This is a genomic window from Mesonia sp. HuA40, from assembly GCF_008017835.1.
Classification (GTDB): Bacteria; Bacteroidota; Bacteroidia; order Flavobacteriales; family Flavobacteriaceae; genus Mesonia.
Genome location: NZ_VRLT01000027.1, coordinates 1 through 22,058, shown reverse-complemented (window position 1 = coordinate 22,058; position 22,058 = coordinate 1). Strand labels below are relative to the sequence as shown.

The following is a 22,058-nucleotide window of genomic DNA, read 5'->3' as shown; positions in this document are numbered from 1 at the left end:
CGTCGATTACGGCATAACTCGCGCCGGCTTCAAGGGCTTTTGCTGCAAACTGGTTGCCATTGAAATTGGTTCCGCTTAAAGCGAAAAACAAATTGCCTTTTTGAATGCTGCGTGTATCTGTAGAAACGCCTGTACTTGCCTTAAATAATTGATATAGCCTAGTCATATTATAAAGTATAGAATCAAAAAATCCCTTTTCTGGTAAAGAAAAGGGATTTTTATTTAATTTAAAAAGAATGCAATCGAATTAACGTGCTGTTTTTCCTTTTTGGCTTTTAGAGCCTACTCGAGACATCGCATTTCTAAAGCCGATATAATCGGTTGCCATATCTTGTGGGAAATATCTTCTCTGTGCAGGATCTAACCAGTAAGCACGATCTCTCCAAGAACCACCTTTGTACACACGTACTTCATTATCGATTAAAGTGGTACGGTTGTTATTGGTATCGTATTGTCTATCTAAAGAAACAGCTCCAGTGCTATCTTTTACAGCTGTAACACTGTGTTGAGGTGAGTTGTACATTGGGTCGTCCTTATCTTCTCTAAAGTATCTTGAAGATTGCTTGTCACCATCTCTAAAGTCACGGTTGTCACTTTCTGTAAACTGCGTTCTCAAGTAAGTATCTTCTGTAGTTACGTTTTCCTTTACAATTTCGCCTGGTAGGGCACGTGCAACAACGCTACCATTACTTAGGGTATCAAATACCACGCTGTCTGCCGTTACTACTTTTACAGTTCCGTCTGGGTTAATGGCATTTTTGGTGTAAACATTACCTCTATAATAGTTAAAGTCATTGTACTCATCGTCGATAATAGGACGGTAAACATCAGCAACCCACTCGGCTACGTTACCTGCCATATCATATAAACCAAAGTCGTTTGGTTGGTAAGATTTGATTTCGGCAGTAATATCGGCGCCGTCATCAGACCATCCGGCAATTCCACCATAATCACCATCACCTTGCTTGAAGTTTGCCAATTGGTCACCTCTAGTTTTACGGCTTCCGTTACGTGTATATTGCCCGTCCCACGGGTATTTCTTTCTTCCACGGTATTTGTTGTATTCGCGAATACTAGAAAGTCCTAAAGCGGCATATTCCCATTCTGCTTCGGTAGGAAGTCTATATTCTGGTAATAAAACCCCGTCTTTACGTTGTACATAAAGGTTTTTAGCTTCGCCAGATCCGTCTTTAGTTCGAGGTGTATTTTCTTTTTCTCTACGGTCTGAGGCTTTTCCACCACGAGTAATTTCGTCATTTCCGCCATAAACTAAGGTAGGTGCGTTAATGTACGTTTCGGTGTTAAAGGTAGAAGAGGCATCGGCATCAAAACGGGCTCCACGAGCGGTGTATCCTTTTTGTTCCAAAATCAATTCGTTTACACGCTCGGTTCTCCACTTACTAAACTCAGTTGCTTGAATCCAGTTTACTCCTACTACAGGGTAGTTTTGATAAGCCGGGTGACGCAAGTAGTTATTGGTCATGGTTTCATTATACCCTAAACGGTTTCTCCAAACCAAGGTATCGGGTAATGCACCGGTATAAATATTTTTGTATTTCTCTTCTGTAGGAGGAAAGGTGTATTTTAACCAATCTAGGTATTGAAGATACATTCTATTGGTAACTTCGGTTTCATCCATATAGAAAGACTGCACGTGTTGCTGAGTAGGGGTATTGTTCCAATCATGCATTACGTCATCTTGAACCTTTCCCATGGTGAATGTTCCACCTTCAATAAATACCAATCCAGGACCAGTTTCTTGTCCTTTATAATCGGTTTGGTACTTAAGACCGCCTTCACGACCGTCTAAACTCCAGCCCGTTGCACGTGAGTTGTCTTTGTAATCGTCTTTGTTGCTACAACTGGCTATAACAGCCGAAAATGCTACAACCAAGCAAGTTTTAAAAATGATTTTTACATTCATATCAAAGTAAATTTGTAAATGATTTTGGGATTGCAATATACTAATTAACGCTAAATTAACAAGTTTGTTTTATAAAATTACTAAGAATTTCATTTTTTCGTTTAAATACTTAGGCTTTCAAACGCTTTATTTTGATTTATGGTATACTTCTCTTAGAAAAACTTTAATTTTACAACCGTTTATACGGAATTTGAATCTATTGCGTTTACTGTTATGATGAAAAATGCTATTTCCCTTATTTTTTTGTTTATAGGTTTTTGCGCCTTTTCGCAACAGCGTAGTGTCGATGTACATTGGGAGTCAAATCTTAAGCAAACTAAGAACGTGCATTTAGCAAAGGGTAACTATCAGGTTTATGTGCAATGGGAAGCTCAAGGTACACCAGTAAGTCCTATTATTAGCAACGCCAAATGGGCAGCCGTGCCCGATAGTCTTGTTGCGCCGCTTAAAGAAAACCTTATACTGGCAAATATTGAAGTGAGCATGACTAAAGCTCGAGCGCGAAATAAAGTCTACCATGTGCTTGAAGTGAGTGCAATGCGTAAGGTGAATGGGAGACTGCAGCGCTTGATGAGTTTTGATTTGCGTTATCAAACCGAACAGCGCAGCCGCCAAAACCTACGTCAGAATATAAATGTTCAAAATTCTGTATTGGCCACTGGCGATTGGTTTCGTTTTTACACCCCAAAAGCCGGAGTGTATAAATTGACCGCCAATTATTTGCGCCGATTAGGAGTAGACATAGGTTCACTAGATCCTAGAACCCTTAAAATTTATAGCTATGGAGGGGAAATGCTTCCGCTTAAAAATGCAGATAACCAGGAGTACGATCTGCCTCAAGTAGCGATTCAAGTAGTGGGAGAAGCTGATGGGAGTTTTGATGGAAACGACTACATTCTTTTTTATTCTAACGGCATACATGAATTGTGGAGCGAAGAGAATAAGACCACACAACATTTATATGCCGATAAAAGTTTCTACTACCTCAGTTATGGTGGGGTGCCAGGATTACGTATAGGCGATATTACCCAACCCAATGGAAATGCCCAGCACAGTTTTACCAATTTTGATGAGGAACAAGTGTATGAAGAAGATGATTATAATCTTTCTCTTACCGGAAGGCGTTGGTTTGGTGATCGTTTTGATGTACAGAGTAACCGAGAATACAGCTTTTCTTTTTCTAATTTAGATACAGCTGAGCCGGTGCGTGTATTGGGTGCTGCAGCTGCCAGTAGTGAGTCACAAACCAGTATGCAGGTGTCTGTGAACACCCAAAATATTGCCAATCTCAGTTTTGGGGTTACTGGGAAGTATGTGTATGGAAGTCAGCGTTCTTTTGATGAAGAGCTTTCGGTTAACAGCGAAGAGATTAAGGTTTCTTTTACTTACAACAATGCAGGAAATCCTGCTAGTGTAGGTTATTTAGATTATATCAGGGTACAAGCCAAACGCAAATTGCAATTTGAAGGCAATCAAATGCCGTTTACACAAAAGCAAGTGGCGTTGTTAACAGGTATTGGTGAATACCAACTTACACAAGCCTCGAATATTGCTCAAATTTGGGATGTCACCAATCCTTCAGCAGTAATGGCCTATACGCACGATGGCGCTGCTCAATTGACTTTAAAAGCTAATATGGGCGAACAAAGAAAATACATCGCTTTTAGCAATCAGGGATTTTTAACCCCCTTAAACGAGAGGAATGCGCGCGTAGCCAACCAAAACTTGAAAGCTAGCTTGTTTCAAGGTGCTGGAGGAGTGGCTCAAGATCTAGACTATCTTATTGTTACCTCGTCTGATTTCCAATCTGAAGCCAATCGATTGGCTGCTTATCGAGAAGAAAGAGATGGCTTAAACACCAAGGTGGTTTTGCTCGAAGAGATTTATCACGAATTTAGTTCGGGTAAACCCGATATTGTAGCCATTCGTAATTTGGTGAAGTATGCTTATGAAAACGCCCCAAATCCGCAAAGAAGATTAAAATACTTGACCCTTTTTGGGGATGCATCGGTAGATTATAAAAATAGGTTGCCCAACAATAATAATATTGTACCCACTTACCAAGATTTGCCATTGTTTTCGAGTATAGGGGAGTTGGTTGCATCAGACGATTTTTATGGAATGATGGATGATAATGAAGGAGAAATGGGTGTGGCCGATAAATTAGACCTTGCTGTGGGAAGATTATTGGTTGATGATTTGAGTTTGGCGCGCAGTACGGTCGATAAAATTATCGCTTATGAGAGTAAAGAATCTTTCGGAAGCTGGCGAAATAACTTTTTATTGATATCTGATGATGCCAATCAAGGCGATTTCGATTTACAAGTTACGCTTGACGAGGTAGGGGATGATATAGCAGCCAACAAGCCTTTTATAAATGTTAAAAAAATACACGCCGATGCCTATGAACAGCAATCTAGTTCTGGAGGGTTTAGGTACCCGGCTGTAAATAAAGCTATTGCCGAAGCTATAGATGTAGGGGTTACCGTGGTGAATTATCTGGGGCACGGGGGAGAAAACGGATTGGCTGCCGAACGGATTGTCACCAAAGACGATATTTTAAGCTGGCAGAATGAAAATCGTTACAATGTGATGGTTACCGTTACCTGTATTTTTACCCGTTTTGATAACCCTTTGCGGGTCTCACCGGGTGAGTTAAATTTACATCAACCTAAAAGCGGTTCGGTGGCTATGGTTGCCACCACACGAGATATATCGGTAAGTACAGGTAAAAACTTTAACACACAAATTGCGCCCTATTTGTTCAACTACAATGATGCCGATGATAGTGTAGCCGAAGCCGTACGTAAAGCCAAAAATGATAACGGAAGTTTTGATCGCCGAGTAATATTTTACTTTGGAGATGCCGCTATGAAGTTGCAACTACCCAAGCCTCAAGTGCGTCTAACCCATTTAAATGATGTGCCCATGGCGCAGAGCCAAGACACTTTAAAGGCATTGAGTAAAATTAAAATATCTGGTGAAGTGGTTAATGCCAGCGGTCAGCGACTAAGCAATTATAGCGGTGAATTGAGTTCAATTGTTTTTGATAAAAAGCAGCAGCGTAAAACACTAGGGAATGATGGTACTTTGATAGCCGGACAATTGGCGATAATGGAATTTGAAACCTTAGGAGAAATTATTTTTAGAGGCAACGCTTCGGTGCGTGAAGGCTTGTTTTCGTTTGAGTTTGTGGTGCCTAAAGACATAGCCATACCAGTAGGAGAAGGCCGGGTGAGTTTTTATGCCGAAGAAAACGATGCGCTAGTCGATCAAAAAGGTTATAATAATTCGATTTTGGTAGGAGGTATCAATCAAAACGCCCCAGAAGATAATATAGGACCAGAAATACAACTATTTATGAATGACGATAGTTTTATCTCTGGAGGCATCACCAACGACAGTCCGTTTTTATTGGTGCATTTACAAGACGAAAACGGGATCAATACAGCTAGTGGAATCGGGCACGATTTAGTAGCTATTTTAGACGGCGATGAAGCCAACCCTCTAGTGGTAAATGATTTTTATGAAACCGAGGTAGACGATTACACCCGAGGAAAAGTTCGCTATAAATTGCGCGATCTAGAGGAGGGTTTACATACGCTTAAATTTATTGCTTGGGATGTTTATAACAATTCTTCTGAGGCAGAAATTCAATTTGTAGTTACCGGTAGCGATGAACTTAAAATAACCCGTGTGTTAAACTATCCTAATCCGTTTTCTAGTTATACCGAGTTTTGGTTTAACCACAACAGGCCTTACGAGCCGCTAGAAGTACAAGTGCAAGTTTTTACCGTTACTGGTAAGATAGTGTGGTCTACACGCCAAGTGGTGAACACTACAGGCTTTTTGTCCCGTGAAATTATTTGGAACGGTAGAGATGATTTTGGAGACCGAATAGGGAAAGGAGTCTATATATATAAGCTTACGGTAAAATCTACTCTAACCAATAAACGCGCAGAGAAGTATGAGAAGTTAGTCATTTTATGAAAGTATAATTTTGCTTACGCGGATTTTTCTCTGCGATCAGAAATAAATGATCCAAACAACAATAGAAAAGAGAAATTAAACGTTCATGAATACCCAAGTTGATTATAAAAGTTACAGATTTTAAGTACTTCTTAAAAAAAATGCAGCTAAATTTGATGCTATAATTATTTTTCTAGACTTAAACGGGAGCTAAAATCTATAAAACCATATATTTGCCAAACAATTTTAAAAACATGAAAAAAACATCTTATATTTTACTTGCTCTTATAACCTTAGCAAGCTTTAACGCGCAAGCTCAAGAGGCACCTACTATAAAAGATCGTGTGGTAACCACGGCTGTTCCCTTTTTACTTATATCGGGAGATGCACGGGCATCGGGTATGGGAGACCAGGGTGTAGCTACTGCTGTAGATGCCTATGCCCAGCAGTGGAATCCCGCAAAATTTGTATTTGCAGAAAAACAACAAGGGGTAGGCTTTTCTTATGTACCCTACTTAAGAGAGTTGGTAGCCGATATTAATTTAGGTGTTTTGTCTTATTATAACCGATTTAATGAGCGTAGTGCAGTAGCCGCAAGTTTACGCTATTTTGGTCAGGGTGAAATACAACTACGCGACACTCCAGATCAACAGCCACGTGTGGTTGAACCAAATGAAGTTGCTTTAGACTTAACCTATTCCCTTCGTTTAGGTGAGCAAATCTCTATGGCAGTAACCGGTAGGTACATCCGTTCAGATTTAAAAATTGAAGGTTTAGACGGCGATGCTAATGCTGCCAATACCTTTGGAGTAGATATATCATCATTTTATCAAAGCGAAGAGATTCCTTATCGTGATTTTAACGGTAGATGGCGTGCTGGGGTGAATATTTCTAATATTGGTCCTAAACTTAAATACGATGATGCGGGACAAGAGAATTTTATTCCTACCAATTTTAAGGCTGGAGCCGGATTTGATTTTATCTTCGATGCCGCTAACAAAATAGGTGTGTATGGTGAGGTAAATAAATTATTGGTACCCACCCCAAGCGATTCAAATGGCGATTTGCGAATAGATCGTGAAGACGATTGGTATAACGAGAGTTCTTTTGGCGCAATTTTCTCTTCTTGGGGAGACGCACCAGACGGATTCAGCGAGGAGTTAAAAGAATTCACTTGGTCTTTAGGTGCAGAGTATTGGTATGAAGATAGCTTTGCATTTCGCGTAGGATATTTCAACGAAAGTGAAGTGAAAGGATTTAGAAAATTTTTAAGTTTAGGAGCCGGCTTCAGGTATTCTGTTGCACAGATAGATGTTTCTTATCTTTTTTCTACGTCTAAAGCGGTGGCCAATCCTTTAGAAGGTACGTTGCGTTTTAGCTTATCCTTTAATTTAGGAAAAGAGTATTACGAGTATTAATAAAATAGAGTCGTTAAAAAAAGCCGAAAATGAATAGTTTTCGGCTTTTTTTGGCTTAAATTGTCGTTATGAGTATACAGAAAAAACAATTGGCTATTGCTTTAGAAATTTATGCTCAAGAGCATGAATTACCAGCAGAAGTAGCTGCTTTAATGCAAGAAGCAAAAAAAGCTCGTGCCAATGCCTATACGCCCTATTCTAAATTTAAGGTAGGAGCAGCAATACAGTTGAGTAACGGAGAAGTGGTAACCGGTAACAATCAAGAGAACGCTGCGTATCCATCTGGCATGTGTGCCGAACGCACCGCTATTTATGCTGCTGGAGCTCGTTTTCCAGAAGCGCAAATAAAGGCTATTGCCATTTGCGTAAAAGCCCACAACCAAATAATCAGTCAGCCGGCCTCACCTTGTGGAGCATGCAGGCAGGCTATGGCCGAATATGAACAAAAGCAAAAAACACCAATACCAGTATACTTTATGGGAGAAACAGGTCCGGTTTACAAGGTAGATGCCGTTCTTGATTTGCTACCTTTGGCATTCGATTCCAGTTTTCTATAAAAAAAAACTATAAAAGGGTAATTCGTTTTTTCATGAGATATGAAAACCCTATTTTTGTTTGGCGTAAGAAGACGCAGGTATTTAAATTTTTATCAGATGAAAAAAATCACCAAAGAAACATACCTCAAGTGGTATGAAGACATGTTGTTTTGGCGCAAGTTTGAAGATAAACTTGCTCAGGTTTACATACAGCAAAAAGTAAGAGGTTTCTTACATTTATATAACGGTCAGGAAGCCATACTTGCTGGTGCTTTGCACGCGATGGATTTAAAGAAAGACCGTATGATTACGGCTTATAGGAATCACGTGCAACCTATTGGTATGGGCGAAGACCCTAAACGAGTGATGGCCGAACTTTATGGTAAAAAAACAGGAACATCCCAAGGTCTTGGCGGTTCTATGCATATTTTTTCTAAAGAACATCGTTTTTATGGTGGTCACGGGATTGTAGGAGGTCAAATACCTCTAGGGGCAGGTCTTGCCTTTGGCGATAAATACTTTAAGCGCGATAATGTAACCTTATGTTTCTTTGGCGACGGCGCTTCTAGGCAAGGTACTTTGCACGAGAGCTTTAATATGGCTATGAACTGGAAATTACCCGTTGTATTTTGTGTAGAAAATAACGGATACGCTATGGGGACTTCGGTAAAAAGAACTGCCAATCATGAAGATATTTGGAAGCTTGGTTTAGGGTATGAAATGCCTTGTGGCCCTGTAGATGCTATGAATCCAGAAAAGGTAGCCGAGGCAATGGATGAGGCCATCGATCGTGCTAGAAGAGGAGACGGACCAACCTTTTTAGATCTTAAGACGTATAGATACCGCGGACACTCGATGAGTGATGCGCAGCATTATCGAACCAAAGATGAGGTAAAAGAATACCAAAAAATAGATCCGATTACCCAAGTACTTGATAAAATCAAGGAAAACGAATGGGCAAGCGAAGATGAAATTAAAACCATAGATAAGCGCGTTAAAGATTTGGTAAGCGAATGTGAAAAATTTGCTGAAGAGTCAGACTATCCAGAAACTAGCGTGATGTACGATTCGGTTTACGAACAAAAAGATTATCCATTTACTCCACATAAAACAGTATAGTAGATTATGGCCGAAGTTATTAAAATGCCACGTTTGAGCGATACCATGGAAGAAGGTACTGTAGCTCAATGGTTAAAACAAAAAGGAGATCAGGTAGAAGAGGGTGATATTTTAGCCGAAATAGAAACCGATAAAGCTACGATGGAGTTTGAATCGTTTTATTCGGGAACGCTTCTACACGTAGGTATCGAAGAAGGGGAAACAGCACCTGTAGATGCCTTGCTTGCTATAATTGGTGAAGAGGGAGAAGATATCAGCGAATATCTACAAGATAATGATACTTCAGAGAGCGAGGATAAGAGTCAAGAAGAATCAAACAAAGAACAAGAGACTGAAGCTACAAAAGACAAGGCGGAAGAAACTGAAGATTCTGGAAGTTCAGATGAAATTCCAGAAGATGTTGAGGTAATCACCATGCCGCGTTTGAGCGATACGATGGAGGAGGGTACGGTAGCCCAATGGCTTAAAGCCGAAGGAGATCAAGTAGAAGAGGGAGATATTTTAGCCGAAATAGAAACCGATAAGGCTACAATGGAGTTTGAGTCGTTTTACTCAGGTACCTTGTTGCATATCGGTATTCAAGAGGGTGAAACCGCACCGGTTGATGCTCTTTTAGCTGTTATAGGTCCAGAAGGAACCGATGTAAGCAGTATTATTTCGGGTGGTTCTAAACAAAAGTCGAAAACCGAGAAGTCTTCCAAATCCAATACAGACGAGAAAGAAAATCAGCCAAAAAGCCAACAAGAAAGTCAGTCTAATGAAGATACGTCTTTAGAAGATTTTCAGCACGAAGACGCCAGCGGTAAACGTATTTTTGCTTCACCATTAGCTAAGAAAATGGCGGCAGATAAAGGCATTGATCTAGCCCAAGTTAAAGGCAGCGGAGAAAACGGTCGTATTGTTAAAAAAGATATCGAGGAATTTAAACCTAGCCAAAAACAAGCCGAGAAGAAAACGGAGCAAAGCGATGTACAGTCGCAAAAGGCAACTGCAGCGGTACAGGAATTTACGCCAGCTGGAGAAGAATCTTTTGAGGAGGTGAAAAATTCAAGTATGCGAAAGACTATTGCTAAAAGATTGTCGGCTTCTAAATTTAATGCACCGCATTATTATTTAACCATTGAGGTAGATATGGAAAACGCGATGCAATCTAGAACACAAATCAATGCTTTACCCGATGTAAAGGTATCTTACAACGATATGGTAATAAAAGCAACGGCTATGGCGCTTCGTAAACACCCACAAGTAAACTCACAGTGGGAAGACAGCCATACTAAAATAGCTAAGCACATTCATATTGGAGTAGCGGTTGCGGTAGATGAAGGATTGGTAGTTCCTGTGTTGCCATTTGCAGATCAATTGCAAATGACGCAAATAGGCAGTAAAGTAAAAGATTTGGCAGGCAAAGCAAGGAATAAGAAATTGCAGCCACAAGAGATGGAAGGATCAACTTTCACCGTTAGTAATCTGGGAATGTTTGGTATTGTTGAATTTACCAGTATTATCAATCAGCCTAACTCAGCAATTTTATCGGTAGGTGCAATTGTCGAGAAACCCGTGGTTAAAAACGGGGAGATAAAAGTAGGTCATACTATGAAATTGACACTGGCTTGTGATCACAGAACAGTTGATGGCGCTACTGGGGCTCAATTTTTACAAACCTTAAAAGCTTATATTGAGAATCCGGTGACTATGCTGGCTTAAAACAATAGCGTAAATTTTTACACAACCCATCAATTTTATTGATGGGTTTTTTTATCTTTAAACCTATGAGAAAATTAGTAATACTTTTAATGCTGTGCCCATTTTTAAGTTGCAAGCAGACACAGAATACCACCGACACGCGTTTTAATTTTAACACCACTTCCATCCAGCAAAGGCTAGATAAAGATTTGAATCGGCTTACTCACGATGAGCTCGGCGGGAGATTGGTAGGAACCGCAGGTCAAGACAAAGCAGCCGATTACCTCGCAAATCAGTTTAAGCAAATGGGTATTCAGCCTTTTTATACCACCTATCGCGATTCTTTTATGGTAAAGAATAAGCATGCTTATAATGTAGTGGCTTATATTGCAGGGAAAAATAAGTCCTTAAATAACACACCTTTACTTGTAGGAGCCCACTATGACCATATCGGTATAGATAAAAGAACCGCAACAACCAAAGACTCTATAGCCAATGGTGCCAATGACAACGCCTCGGGGACGGTGGCTGTGCTAGAGATAGCGCGCTATTTTAGCGAAAATCCGCCAGAGCGATCCATGATTTTTGCTTTATTTGATGCCGAAGAACAAGGATTGTTAGGCTCTGAGCATCTTGCTCAACGCATGAAAAATGAAAATCAAGAATTATATGGGGTGTTTAATTTAGAGATGATTGGCGTGCCGCTTAAAGCGCAAAATTACCAAGCTTACCTTACCGGATTTGATTCGAGTAATATGGCGCAACTATTCAATAATTACACCGGGTCAAATAGTCTAGGCTTTTTTGAAAAAGCACAAGAATTTCAGCTATTTAAACGCAGCGATAATTATCCTTTTTATAAACATTTGGGTATTCCGGCGCAGACCGTTTGTACTTTTGATTTTAGTAATTACCCCTACTACCATCACGTGAAAGATGAAATGGCTCACTTAGATTTAGAGCATATGGCAAGGCTCATTCAGGTTTTTCAACAGGGTCTAACAGGTATGGTTAATGCCAAAGAAAATGAATTAAAATTTACCAATTAAAATGTCAACACAGAAAAATATTATAGTAACGGGTACCAGTAAAGGGATTGGTCTTGAAATTGTAAAAATACTATCGGGAATGGGGCACCGGGTTTTAGCGCTTTCGCGGAATGAAAAACCTTTACTCGATTTAAACTTAAATGCTGTAAGTGCTTTAGCATTTGATATAACCCGAGAAGAGAATTATCCGATTTTAGAAGATTTTATTAAAAATGAATTTGATTCAAGGGTAGATATCTTGATAAACAATGCGGGTAAATTACTACACGAAAAATTTACCGCTATAGCTTTAGCCGATTTTAAAGCGGTTTATGAGGCCAATGTTTATGGCCCCGTTTTGATGATGCAAAAATGTATACCACATATGCCCGATACCGGGCACGTGGTTAATATTAGCAGTATAGGTGGCGTACAGGGGAGTGTTAAATTTGCTGGCTTATCGGCGTATTCATCGAGTAAAGCGGCTCTGATTAATCTAACCGAATTATTGGCCGAAGAATATAAAGAAAAGGGTCCTTCTTTTAATGTATTAGCCTTAGGAGCGGTACAAACCGAGATGCTTGAAGCCGCTTTTCCTGGTTTAAAAGCACCGGTTACAGCCGAGCAGATGGGCGCTTATATAGCCGATTTTGCCCTTAGGGGTCAGCAATTGTATAACGGGAAACTATTGCAGGTAGGTAAATCTACTCCTTAATCTATGCAGCAGGTGTTAGCCAAATATATACCTAAAGCGGCAGTTGAAGGTATTTGTATCTTAATTCAAGAATGGCGCGTTCAGCTTAAAATCGTCAATGAACGTAAAACACGGCATGGCGATTACAAAATGCGCGGCGGTTACCACATCATCACGGTAAATGCTAACCTTAATCCGTATAGGTTTTTAATTACATTAGTGCATGAATTGGCCCATTTAGTAGCTTTTGAAAAATATGGACATCACATAAAGCCTCACGGCAAAGAGTGGAAACATAGTTTTACTAGCTTGATGCTGCCCTTGCTGCACCCCAGCATTTTTCCATCTGATTTGCTTCCTGTGTTAGCCAGACATTTTAAAAATCCTACCGCCAGTAGCGATACCGATACACTTTTGCATATCGCGCTTAAAAAGTATGATGAAGCCAGCAATAAAAGCTATATATTTGAGATACCCTACGGGAGCTATTTTAAATTTAGAGACCATAAAATCTTCCGTAAAGAAAAAAAGAGAATAAAGCGCTACGAGTGTATAGAAATTAAAACCGGTAGGGTATATATTTTTCAACCTCACGCGCAAGTTGAACTTGTAAAAGAAAATTAAATTGAAAAATTCAAATTATTACGCCGTGATTATGGCAGGTGGAGTGGGTTCTAGGTTTTGGCCGGTGAGTACACAAAACTTCCCAAAGCAATTTCACGATATGTTAGGTACTGGAGAAACGCTTATTCAAAAAACTTTTTCTCGACTCAGTAAGATCATTCCAACCGAAAATATTTTGATATTGACCAATGCTAGTTATGCCGCTTTGGTTAAAGAGCAGTTACCACAAGTTCAAGAAGCTCAAGTGGTTCTAGAACCTGCGATGCGCAACACGGCGCCTTGTATTTTGATGGCTGCCTTAAAAATCTATGAAAAGAACAAAGATGCGGTGATGATTGTAGCACCTAGCGATCATTGGATTGAAGATGAAATGAGCTTTAGTCAAAATGTAGAAACGGCTTTTGAAGCTTGCCTGCAAAACAAAAGCTGGTTAATGACGCTTGGAATTCAACCTACTTTGCCGCATATTGGTTATGGTTATATCAAATTCCGTAAAGCAGCCCAACAACGCATTTATGAGGTGATGCAGTTTACCGAAAAACCCGATTATAAAACCGCTAAGTCGTTTTTATCTGATGGAAATTATTTGTGGAATGCCGGTATTTTTATTTGGAGTGTACAGGGTATTTTAGCGGCTTTTGAGCAACATTTACCCAATATGTATACCCTATTTAATTCGGCTGAATCTATTTGGAATACCGAGCGCGAAGCAGACTTTGTAAATGCACAATATGCCAAAGCCAAGAATATATCGATTGATTACGGGATTTTAGAAAAATCAAAAAATGTTAGGGTACTCCCCGCAGATTTTGATTGGAGCGATTTGGGTTCTTGGGGTGCTTTATACGATAAAATGCACCAAGAAAAAGATGAAAATGTAATCATAAATGCTCGTGTACTGGCGCAAAACTCTAAACGAAATATTATTCGCACAGGAGAAAAAAAATATGTTGTAATAAAAGATTTAAACGACTATATTGTAGTGGATAATCAAGAGGTTTTATTGATTTGTAGAAAGCAAGACGAACAAGAAATCAAAAAACTGCGTAACTTGGTAAAAGAAGATTTTGGAGATCACTTAATTTAACTTAACTGTTTGGAAAATAATATAGACAATAGCAATGAAAAGGAGCAACCGGAGAAGCAATCTTCTACCAGTTCTGCGGGTGATGAGAATACAGGCAGCACCCAACAAAATGAAGAAAGCAAAATAGATCCGGCGAAATTAAAAGCGGATTTTCAAGGGACTTACAAGAATGCTAAGACCTTTTTAAAAGATCTACTCGATATACGCTCTGATACCGATAGAGATTCAACCATTGAGGCGGTAAAAAAAGACATCACCTTTAAAGGGCATAACGCTTGGATTCTGGTTTTTTCAATTTTTGTAGCCTCTATTGGGCTAAACGTGAGTAGTACTGCGGTTGTTATTGGGGCGATGCTTATTTCTCCTTTAATGGGACCGATTGTTGGTATGGGGCTATCGGTGGCTATTAATGATGTAGACATGCTTAAGCGCTCCCTTATCAATTTAGGTGTAATGGTGGGGCTAAGTGTTATCACCGCTACTTTTTACTTTATGATTTCACCGCTTACGGGAAGTAATGCCGAGTTAGAAGCGCGAACCTATCCTACTATTTTAGATGTTTTAGTGGCCATATTTGGTGGTTTGGCTTTGATCGTGGCCAAAACCAAGAAAGGTACCATTGCTAGTGTTATTTTTGGTGTAGCGATTGCCACTGCTTTAATGCCGCCGCTATGTACTGTGGGCTACGGCTTGGCCAATCTCAATTTTGCCGATGCCGGAGGAGCCTTGTATCTTTTCTCGATCAATGCTACTTTTATAGCGCTTTCAACTTTTGTAGTTTCAAAGTTACTAGGCTTTCCCTTGGTTAAATATGCCAATTCTAAACGCAGAAAGCGCATCGCGCAAATCGCTTCATTTATAGCCATTATTGTTATGGTGCCTAGTGTTTATTTGTTTTATGCTATGCTAAAAGAATCTTATTTTAAGCAAGATGCCGAACGATTTGTTAAAAATGAGTTGGCTCTTTATACCGATTCTTTCTTGCAAAAAAACGCTACGGTGACCACCTATAACAGCGGAACAGACCCTAAAATTGAAGTTTCATTTTTAGGTAAAGAAATACCAAGCTCGGTGATTGGGGTGTGGCGCGAGAAAATGAAAACCTATCCTAATTTAAAAAATGCTTCACTGATTATATTACAGAACGAAAATACCGAGTCTTATGATCAGTTGCAGTTCATGAAAGAATTTAAATATAGAGATTCGCTATTGATGCTAAATAAAGACGAGCGCATTGCTTATTTAGAAAAAGAATTGGATAATTTGAGTCGTTACAAACGCAACAGTATTCCGTTTTCAAATGTAAGCAATGAAGCTAGAATCAATTATGAGAATCTGGTACAATTTGGTTATGCGCAAAAAGTTATTTCAAACTTTGATAAAATTGATACCATCCCCGAATTTTATGCGGTTTGGGATGCAGAAATAAGTAGGGAATTAAAGCAGCAAAACGAACAAAAACTAAAGCGATGGCTACAGTATAAACTAGCTTTAGATACACTTATCCTTCAATCTTCGCGGCAACCTAAGGTGGCGACAGAATAATAATACAATAAATGAGTTAAACTAGGTATACGCGCCCAATTACAAGCCTTGTAGTTGGGCTTTTCTTACTTTCTGGAAAAGCTCTGAAGAGTATACAAAATTGGTGAGCGCATCATTTTCAGATTGGTAAATTTCATCTTTATTGCCTTGCCATTCTAGATGCCCGTCTTTTAAAAAGACTATATTTTCACCAATCTCCAGCACCGAGTTCATATCGTGGGTATTAATGACGGTGGTAATATTGTTTTCTCGTGTAATTTCTTGAATAAGATTATCAATAAGTATGGCTGTTTTAGGATCTAGACCAGAGTTGGGTTCATCGCAAAACAGGTATTTGGGTTTGTTTACAATGGCACGTGCAATAGCCACACGTTTTTGCATTCCTCCACTTATTTCGGCTGGAGATTTATGGTCTACCCCAATTAAATCTACGCGCTCTAGTACTTCGTCTACGCGTTTTTTCATAGCAGCTTTAGACTGTTTGGTAAACATAATAAGAGGAAACATTACGTTTTCGGCTACATTCATAGAGTCGAATAGTGCACTGCCTTGAAAAACCATTCCCATCTCTTTTCTTAAATCGCGCTTTTGCTTGTTGTTGAGCGAGGCATAGGCTACCTTGTTGTATTCGATACTTCCTGAGGTGGGTTCAAATAAGCCTAGAAGACATTTTAAAAAGACGGTTTTACCCGCACCAGATTGACCTATAATCAAATTGGTTTTGCCATCGTGAAAAGATGTATTTAATCCTTTAAGGATTTCTTCACCGCTAAAACTTTTATGTAAATCATTAACTTTAATCATCTAACTCAGAAGTAATTGGGTTAACACATAATTGGTTATAATCAAAATAACACTCGTCCATACAAAAGAGGTGGTGCTGGCTTGCCCTACTTCTAGCGCCCCTCCGCGCATATAATAACCGTGATAAGAAGGCACTGTAGCCAAAATAAAAGCAAAAAAGAAGGTTTTAATAAAAGCATAGGTAAGATGATAAGGTATAAAATCTACCTGCAGCCCTTGTATAAATAAATCGCTAGCAACATAACCACCTAAAACACCCGCAATATAGGCACCCACTATACCTAAAAACATAGAGATGCAAATCACAAAGGGGTAAAGTAACATGGCTACCATTTTAGGAAAGACCAGGTAATTAACAGAGTTAATACCCATTACCTCAAGCGCATCTATTTGCTCGGTAACGCGCATGGTTCCGATACTTGATGTGATGTATGAACCTACTTTACCGGCCATAATTATGGAGATGAAAGTAGGAGAAAACTCTAAAATTATCGATTGGCGCGCGGTAAAAGCAATTAGGCTTTTAGGTATTAAGGGGTTTCCTAAATTTAAAGCGGTTTGAATGGTGACTACCGCACCTAAGAAAAAAGAAATGAAGGCCACAATACCCATGGAGTTAATAATGAGGTCATCTATTTCTTTAAAGATTAATGTTCTTAAAACAGAGCCTTTGGTCATCCGTTTAAAAACATTTTTTAACATCATAAAGTATTCACCAATATCATGTAGGTAGCCCATTCAAATTCTTTTTGTAAAACTAAAGTAGAAATTGGAAAGATAAAACTATTTAACGTACAATTAATGCTTAATTGTAAGAACATGTCTAATTTTGCCAAAAATAAAATTACCTGAAAATGAAAAAATTTAGCCTTTTACTACTGCTTGGTTTTTTGCTCAATGCCTGTGCAAGTGTAGAAAATTTAGACAAATCGGCGGTTGTTGACAAAGAGCCAGAACAGTCATTATATGCCCAGCCCAAATTAGTTGTTGGAGTGGTGGTAGACCAAATGCGGTATGATTACCTCACCCGCTTTTGGGATCTTTACACCGATAGGGGTTTTAAACGCTTAATCAACCAAGGTTTTAATTGTAAAAATAACCACTATAATTATGTGCCAACTTATACCGCACCAGGGCATGCTTCTGTTTTTACAGGAACCTCCCCGCAGGTACACGGTATTATAGCCAATAACTGGTACGATAAGCAAGAAAAAAAGAAGGTTTACTGCGTTGACGATAATACGGTAAATGGATTAGGAACCACTTTAGCCGCTGGTCAAATGTCTCCTAAACGCCTTGAAACCACAAGTATTGCCGATCAAAACCGATTGCATACACAGTTTAGAGGAAAGTCAATAGGAATTGCCATTAAAGACCGGGGAGCTATTTTACCTGCTGGTCATAGTGCCAATGCGGCGTATTGGTTCTTAGGGGGAGAGGAAGGAAAATGGATAAGTAGTTCTTATTATATGAATGAATTGCCTAGTTGGGTGCAAAATTTCAATGCCAATGAACCGGCAAAAAAATATTTAAACACTTGGAATACCTTACTACCTATAGCGCAATATACCCAAAGTGGAAGCGATGCCAATGCTTATGAATTTGGATTTAAGGGAAAAGAGAATCCAGATTTCCCTTATAATTTGGCCAAGCTTGCTCCAGAAAACGGCGGTTATGATATTTTAAAAGCCACCCCTTTTGGCAACAGCTTAACACTAGATTTTGCCTTGGCTGCTATTGAGAACGAAGCCTTAGGAAAAGACCAGGATACCGATTTTTTAACCTTAAGCTTTTCAAGTCCAGATTATATAGGGCATAATTTTGGGGTGAATGCCAAAGAGATTCAAGATAATTACTTAAGATTAGATTTAGAAATAGCTAAACTTTTAGAATACTTAGATACACATATCGGTAAAGGGGAGTATACCCTATTTTTAACCGCTGACCACGGAGCTATTCATGTGCCTAATTATTTAAAAGATCAAAAGATCCCTGCCGGATATGTTTCTAGTAGCGATCTTAAAAAACGTTTAAAAAATTATTTGGGAGAGGCGCATGCCAATGTCAATCTGATAGAGAACACATCTAACAATCAGCTTTTCTTAAATCATGAATTAATTCAGGAAAAGAATATTGATGCTTTGGCTTTAGCCGAAGATATCAAAGCCTTTTTATTAGCACAGCCCGAAATTTCTCGCGTGTTTACACGTTCAGAAATCGAAATGAATGCAGCCACAGAAAAGACCAAGCTTTTGGTTCAAAACGGCTTTCATCAAAAACGAAGCGGTGATTTAGTATTTGGTTTTTTACCCAATTATATCTCTTATCCAGAAAAAGGAAGTACCCATGGTACAGGTTTCAATTATGATACCCACGCCCCTTTATTGTTTTACGGAAAAGGAATCCGTAAAGGAAGCAGCTTTAATAAGACTTATATCACCGATATAGCGCCTACAATTGCCGCACTATTGGGAATAGCTAATCCAAACGGTACTACTGGTGAGGTGATTGTTGAGGTGTTAGATTAAGTTTTAATTTTTTTAAAATACCTTGCCATCGGTATTTCCTTATCCATTGGCCCTCTTTTTCACTTACAAGAAGAGGGCTTTTTTGTTGCTTGGCTTTGAGATAACCCCAGCAATAATCTATAAAGAGAATGCCCTGTTTTTTCTTAAAGGCTAATTTTAAAGCCGCGATAAAAGTGATTGGCCAACCATAACGCATTTTGTAAAAAGCTTCTCCTTGCTTATGATTTGCCTTTTTTGCATAAGATTTTCCTGTAGGCCGTAAATGTTTTACCCTAAGATTTGTCAATACTTTTATTTCATAATTATTGTATTTTGCCAGTAACTCATCTACCGTATCCCAACCTATAGATGGTTTTAAGCCACCAATCTTTTCAAAACAATGCTTAGAATAAGCTTTAAGCGCACCTCTTACATGGTCGTTGTTGGTTAATCCTTCGTTTACCCAATGCTCTTTCTTTTTTACCGTGCAAATACCGCCACATATACCTATGTTTGGCTTAGTGGTAAAACTATCTTTGATGCTTTCTAGGTAGTTTTTTGGGAAAATTAGATCGGCATCGTATTTACAAATAACATCAAAGTGGTCATCTAAGCTTTCGAGACCTTTATAAAAAGCATTGATGATTTTGCTGCCGGGTAAATGCTTTTCGTTAGATGAGATATTTATATAATCTATAAAGGCATATTCTTCAGCGTAAGCTTTTACAATTTTTTCGGTATCATCTGTAGAATGGTCGTTAACTACTACAATTTTTTTTGGGAGAAGGCTTTGATCCGTTAAAGATTTAAGCGTTTTTCCAATAAATTCAGCTTCATTGTGAGCAGGGATAACAATATAAAAATTCATTATTTATACTATTTAACTGATTATAAGCCGTTGAGATAATAGGACGAAGTCAGTTTTAATTCAATTGTACTTTTATCGATAGGTTATTGCAATAAATATCAAATTTACACTATTCTATGACAACAAATCTCACAAAATAGGTGCAATTATAATTTCTATTGCATTGGGTATCGGTTTTTTTTGTGGCTGTAGCATTAAGCAGGGATTCGGGCAATGATGCAATATAAAAAAGCTGTCTTTTTTAGATTAATACGTTGAAGTTGCAGATAATTAAGTTTTTAAGTCGGTTTTTTCTCAAATTTTCACTTAAATTCGTTAGTGATAGGTAAGTCAAAGGAATTTTCCTGTAATTTGAATTCATTTTTTTACGTGAAAAATCTACAAATCTATAGTATATTACTCTTATTTTTTGTGGGAGTGCAAGAATTGGTAGCACAATGCCCCCCACCCCAAGGGGAGGCGTTGCAAAGTTTTTGTGGTGCTGCTCTTCGTGCACAGATCAATGAGCCTCCTGCCAATTTAACCGATTTGGTAGTAGTGGGCGATAATCTACAATGGTATAGCGATGCGGGTGGTACCACGCCTATTCCTAATACCACCCTGCTAGTAGATGGACAAACCTATTATGTGAGCCAGACCACTACCGGTACACAGGACTGTGAAAGCAGTTTATTGGCGGTACAAGCTGTAGAGAAGTATTGCAATTGTGTGCCCAACGGGGGCTTTGAACGCGATGCTACCACCTCGACGGCCTCGGGTTATAGTTTTGCGTATTATGATATTTCATCAGGGTATCCAAACGGTCATCAACAATGCCAAACCGATTTAAACAGTATTCCTTTACAAACTAAAAACAACTTGGATCCTGTAAATAGTAGCATTAATTTTTCTAATTTTGATTGCTATGCCTATATACTAACCCCGGGGCCCGATAGTTTTATGTCTGGTTCTTCTACAACTCAAATCAGGGTAGAACCCAATACCCCTTATAATCAACGGGCTATCGGTTTAAACGATCTTGCTGCAATAGGAAGTATGAGTGTGATGACAAAAGAAATCATTGCCGGGCAAAGCTTTTCCTTTGATTATGCTTTAGGCATGGAAAATACTACTAACACAAATTTACCTTCCGTTGTACTTCCTTTTTTTAAGGTACAAATATGGGATCAAAACAATAACCTGGTCAGTGAGCAGTGCATTGCTTTTGAGCGCAACTCATGCCGGTTTATAGAAGCTCCTGGTGGTTTAGGTCTTAATTATACGCTTTGGACGTGTATGGAGTTGGATACCAGCAGCATTGCCGGGCAAGCCGCCACGGTAGTTTTTGCGATGTCAGATGTTAAAGGCGTCGGTGCTTTTTACGGCTACGCCTACATAGACAACCTAGGCAATGCCAGCTGTAGCAATGATGTTTTTGGGAAGGTTTCTATAGACGAGCCTACGGGTACTGCTGGCAGCAGTGCTTGTAGTTTGCTTGCACCGGTAAATCAAGACCCCTGTTTGGCGCCGGTGGCTGTACAAAGCGGTCCTTTTCCTATAAGCATTTGTGGGGAGTATGATGCTGGGCGAGGCGCTTATTTAAACAATCTTGCGTTAGATTTATACCAAAATGGTCAGCTTGTGGGAAGTCTAGTCAACCCGCCTATAACGCCAACGGGTCAATACTGTTTTAACGTACAAGCCAGCGACATCAGCGTGCCCCCTTACGGCAGTTTTACCTATAGCATTAATGCCGATTTTAGTTGTGTTACTACAAATTTTACAGACAGCGCTATGACCACCGGTATCCCGATAAAAATTTGTCCCCAAGCCGGTTGTCCTAGCGATGTAGCGGCTTGCATAGTAGCAGGGAGTGTGCCTAGTTTTGATCTTACACAAAAAGATCTTGAGATCAAAGGCAGCATGCCTGCCGGTGATGTGCTGGTCAGTTACTTTGAAACAGAGCAAGACGCCCATCAAGACCAAAATGAAATCACTAATCCTACCGCTTATACCAAGCCGTTGGGCAGCTATACCCTTTATGCACGTTTAGATTATAATTACTCGGCCATCGGCATACCTGCGGAAAGCGACTGTTATGATTTGGTAAGTTTTGAGTTAGATTTTATGGTTTCTCCCCATCTACCGTCAAATCTATCAGATATGGCCCTTTGTGACGATGCGCAAAATGGTGTTCAGACCTTTGACTTAACCAGTCAATCTGCAGCCATTTTGGCCAATGAAGCAACACCAGCTAATTTCACCCTGACCTA

General features: G+C 39.3%; 17 protein-coding genes. 12 read left to right on the top strand and 5 right to left on the bottom strand.

The window, feature by feature from the left end; translation table 11 throughout:
* A partial coding sequence (locus FT993_RS05345; protein WP_255504432.1) for a Mur ligase domain-containing protein occupies positions 1 to 166 on the bottom strand: 166 nt, incomplete at its 3' end.
* Between the two features lie 81 nt (positions 167 to 247).
* The gene (gene gldJ, locus FT993_RS05340) at positions 248 to 1,924 is read right to left on the bottom strand and encodes a gliding motility lipoprotein GldJ (RefSeq protein ID WP_147861513.1); all 1,677 of its coding nucleotides are present in this window, start codon (positions 1,922 to 1,924) and stop codon (positions 248 to 250) included.
* A gap of 324 nt (positions 1,925 to 2,248) precedes the next feature.
* Between gldJ and porU the strand changes: the two genes are divergently transcribed.
* From porU to FT993_RS05290, 10 genes are all read left to right on the top strand, one after another.
* Positions 2,249 to 5,914 (top strand): type IX secretion system sortase PorU, encoded by a 3,666-nt coding sequence (gene porU / locus FT993_RS05335; protein WP_187240760.1) that lies wholly within the window; start codon positions 2,249 to 2,251, stop codon positions 5,912 to 5,914.
* Between the two features lie 233 nt (positions 5,915 to 6,147).
* Positions 6,148 to 7,311, top strand: a complete 1,164-nt coding sequence (gene porV, locus FT993_RS05330; RefSeq protein WP_147861511.1) for a type IX secretion system outer membrane channel protein PorV — start codon at positions 6,148 to 6,150, stop codon at positions 7,309 to 7,311.
* 74 nt (positions 7,312 to 7,385) lie between these two features.
* Positions 7,386 to 7,868, top strand: a complete 483-nt coding sequence (gene cdd, locus FT993_RS05325; RefSeq protein ID WP_255504430.1) for a cytidine deaminase — start codon at positions 7,386 to 7,388, stop codon at positions 7,866 to 7,868.
* A gap of 96 nt (positions 7,869 to 7,964) precedes the next feature.
* Complete coding sequence (pdhA, locus tag FT993_RS05320) at positions 7,965 to 8,966, top strand: pyruvate dehydrogenase (acetyl-transferring) E1 component subunit alpha (RefSeq protein WP_147861509.1); 1,002 nt, start codon at positions 7,965 to 7,967, stop codon at positions 8,964 to 8,966.
* Between the two features lie 6 nt (positions 8,967 to 8,972).
* Entirely contained in the window at positions 8,973 to 10,670 is a 1,698-nt protein-coding gene (locus tag FT993_RS05315; protein WP_147861508.1) for a pyruvate dehydrogenase complex dihydrolipoamide acetyltransferase, read from the top strand.
* A 65-nt stretch (positions 10,671 to 10,735) separates the two neighbouring features.
* Positions 10,736 to 11,698, top strand: a complete 963-nt coding sequence (locus tag FT993_RS05310) for a M28 family peptidase (RefSeq protein ID WP_187240759.1) — start codon at positions 10,736 to 10,738, stop codon at positions 11,696 to 11,698.
* A gap of 1 nt (position 11,699) precedes the next feature.
* Positions 11,700 to 12,392, top strand: a complete 693-nt coding sequence (locus FT993_RS05305) for an SDR family oxidoreductase (protein ID WP_147861506.1) — start codon at positions 11,700 to 11,702, stop codon at positions 12,390 to 12,392.
* Between the two features lie 3 nt (positions 12,393 to 12,395).
* The gene (locus FT993_RS05300; RefSeq protein WP_147861505.1) at positions 12,396 to 12,995 is read left to right on the top strand and encodes a SprT-like domain-containing protein; all 600 of its coding nucleotides are present in this window, start codon (positions 12,396 to 12,398) and stop codon (positions 12,993 to 12,995) included.
* 31 nt (positions 12,996 to 13,026) lie between these two features.
* Complete coding sequence (locus FT993_RS05295; protein ID WP_147861514.1) at positions 13,027 to 14,082, top strand: mannose-1-phosphate guanylyltransferase; 1,056 nt, start codon at positions 13,027 to 13,029, stop codon at positions 14,080 to 14,082.
* A gap of 123 nt (positions 14,083 to 14,205) precedes the next feature.
* A complete protein-coding gene (locus tag FT993_RS05290; protein ID WP_370450884.1) occupies positions 14,206 to 15,627 on the top strand; it encodes a DUF389 domain-containing protein in 1,422 nt (473 codons plus the stop codon).
* 39 nt (positions 15,628 to 15,666) lie between these two features.
* Here the strand turns inward: FT993_RS05290 and FT993_RS05285 are convergent, their stop codons facing one another.
* Both FT993_RS05285 and FT993_RS05280 read right to left on the bottom strand, forming a co-directional pair.
* On the bottom strand, positions 15,667 to 16,431 hold the full coding sequence (locus tag FT993_RS05285; protein WP_147861503.1) for an ABC transporter ATP-binding protein: 765 nt from the start codon (positions 16,429 to 16,431) through the stop codon (positions 15,667 to 15,669).
* On the bottom strand, positions 16,432 to 17,169 hold the full coding sequence (locus FT993_RS05280) for an ABC transporter permease (protein ID WP_147861502.1): 738 nt from the start codon (positions 17,167 to 17,169) through the stop codon (positions 16,432 to 16,434).
* Positions 17,170 to 17,285: 116 nt separating this feature from the next.
* Between FT993_RS05280 and pafA the strand changes: the two genes are divergently transcribed.
* Positions 17,286 to 18,959 (top strand): alkaline phosphatase PafA, encoded by a 1,674-nt coding sequence (pafA, locus tag FT993_RS05275; RefSeq protein WP_147861501.1) that lies wholly within the window; start codon positions 17,286 to 17,288, stop codon positions 18,957 to 18,959.
* Here the strand turns inward: pafA and FT993_RS05270 are convergent.
* Entirely contained in the window at positions 18,925 to 19,806 is an 882-nt protein-coding gene (locus tag FT993_RS05270; protein ID WP_147861500.1) for a glycosyltransferase family 2 protein, read from the bottom strand. The two genes, pafA and FT993_RS05270, sit on opposite strands and share 35 nt — an antisense overlap.
* Before the next feature lie 369 nt (positions 19,807 to 20,175).
* Here FT993_RS05270 and FT993_RS05265 point away from each other — a divergent pair.
* A partial coding sequence (locus FT993_RS05265; RefSeq protein WP_222708303.1) for a hypothetical protein occupies positions 20,176 to 22,058 on the top strand: 1,883 nt, incomplete at its 3' end.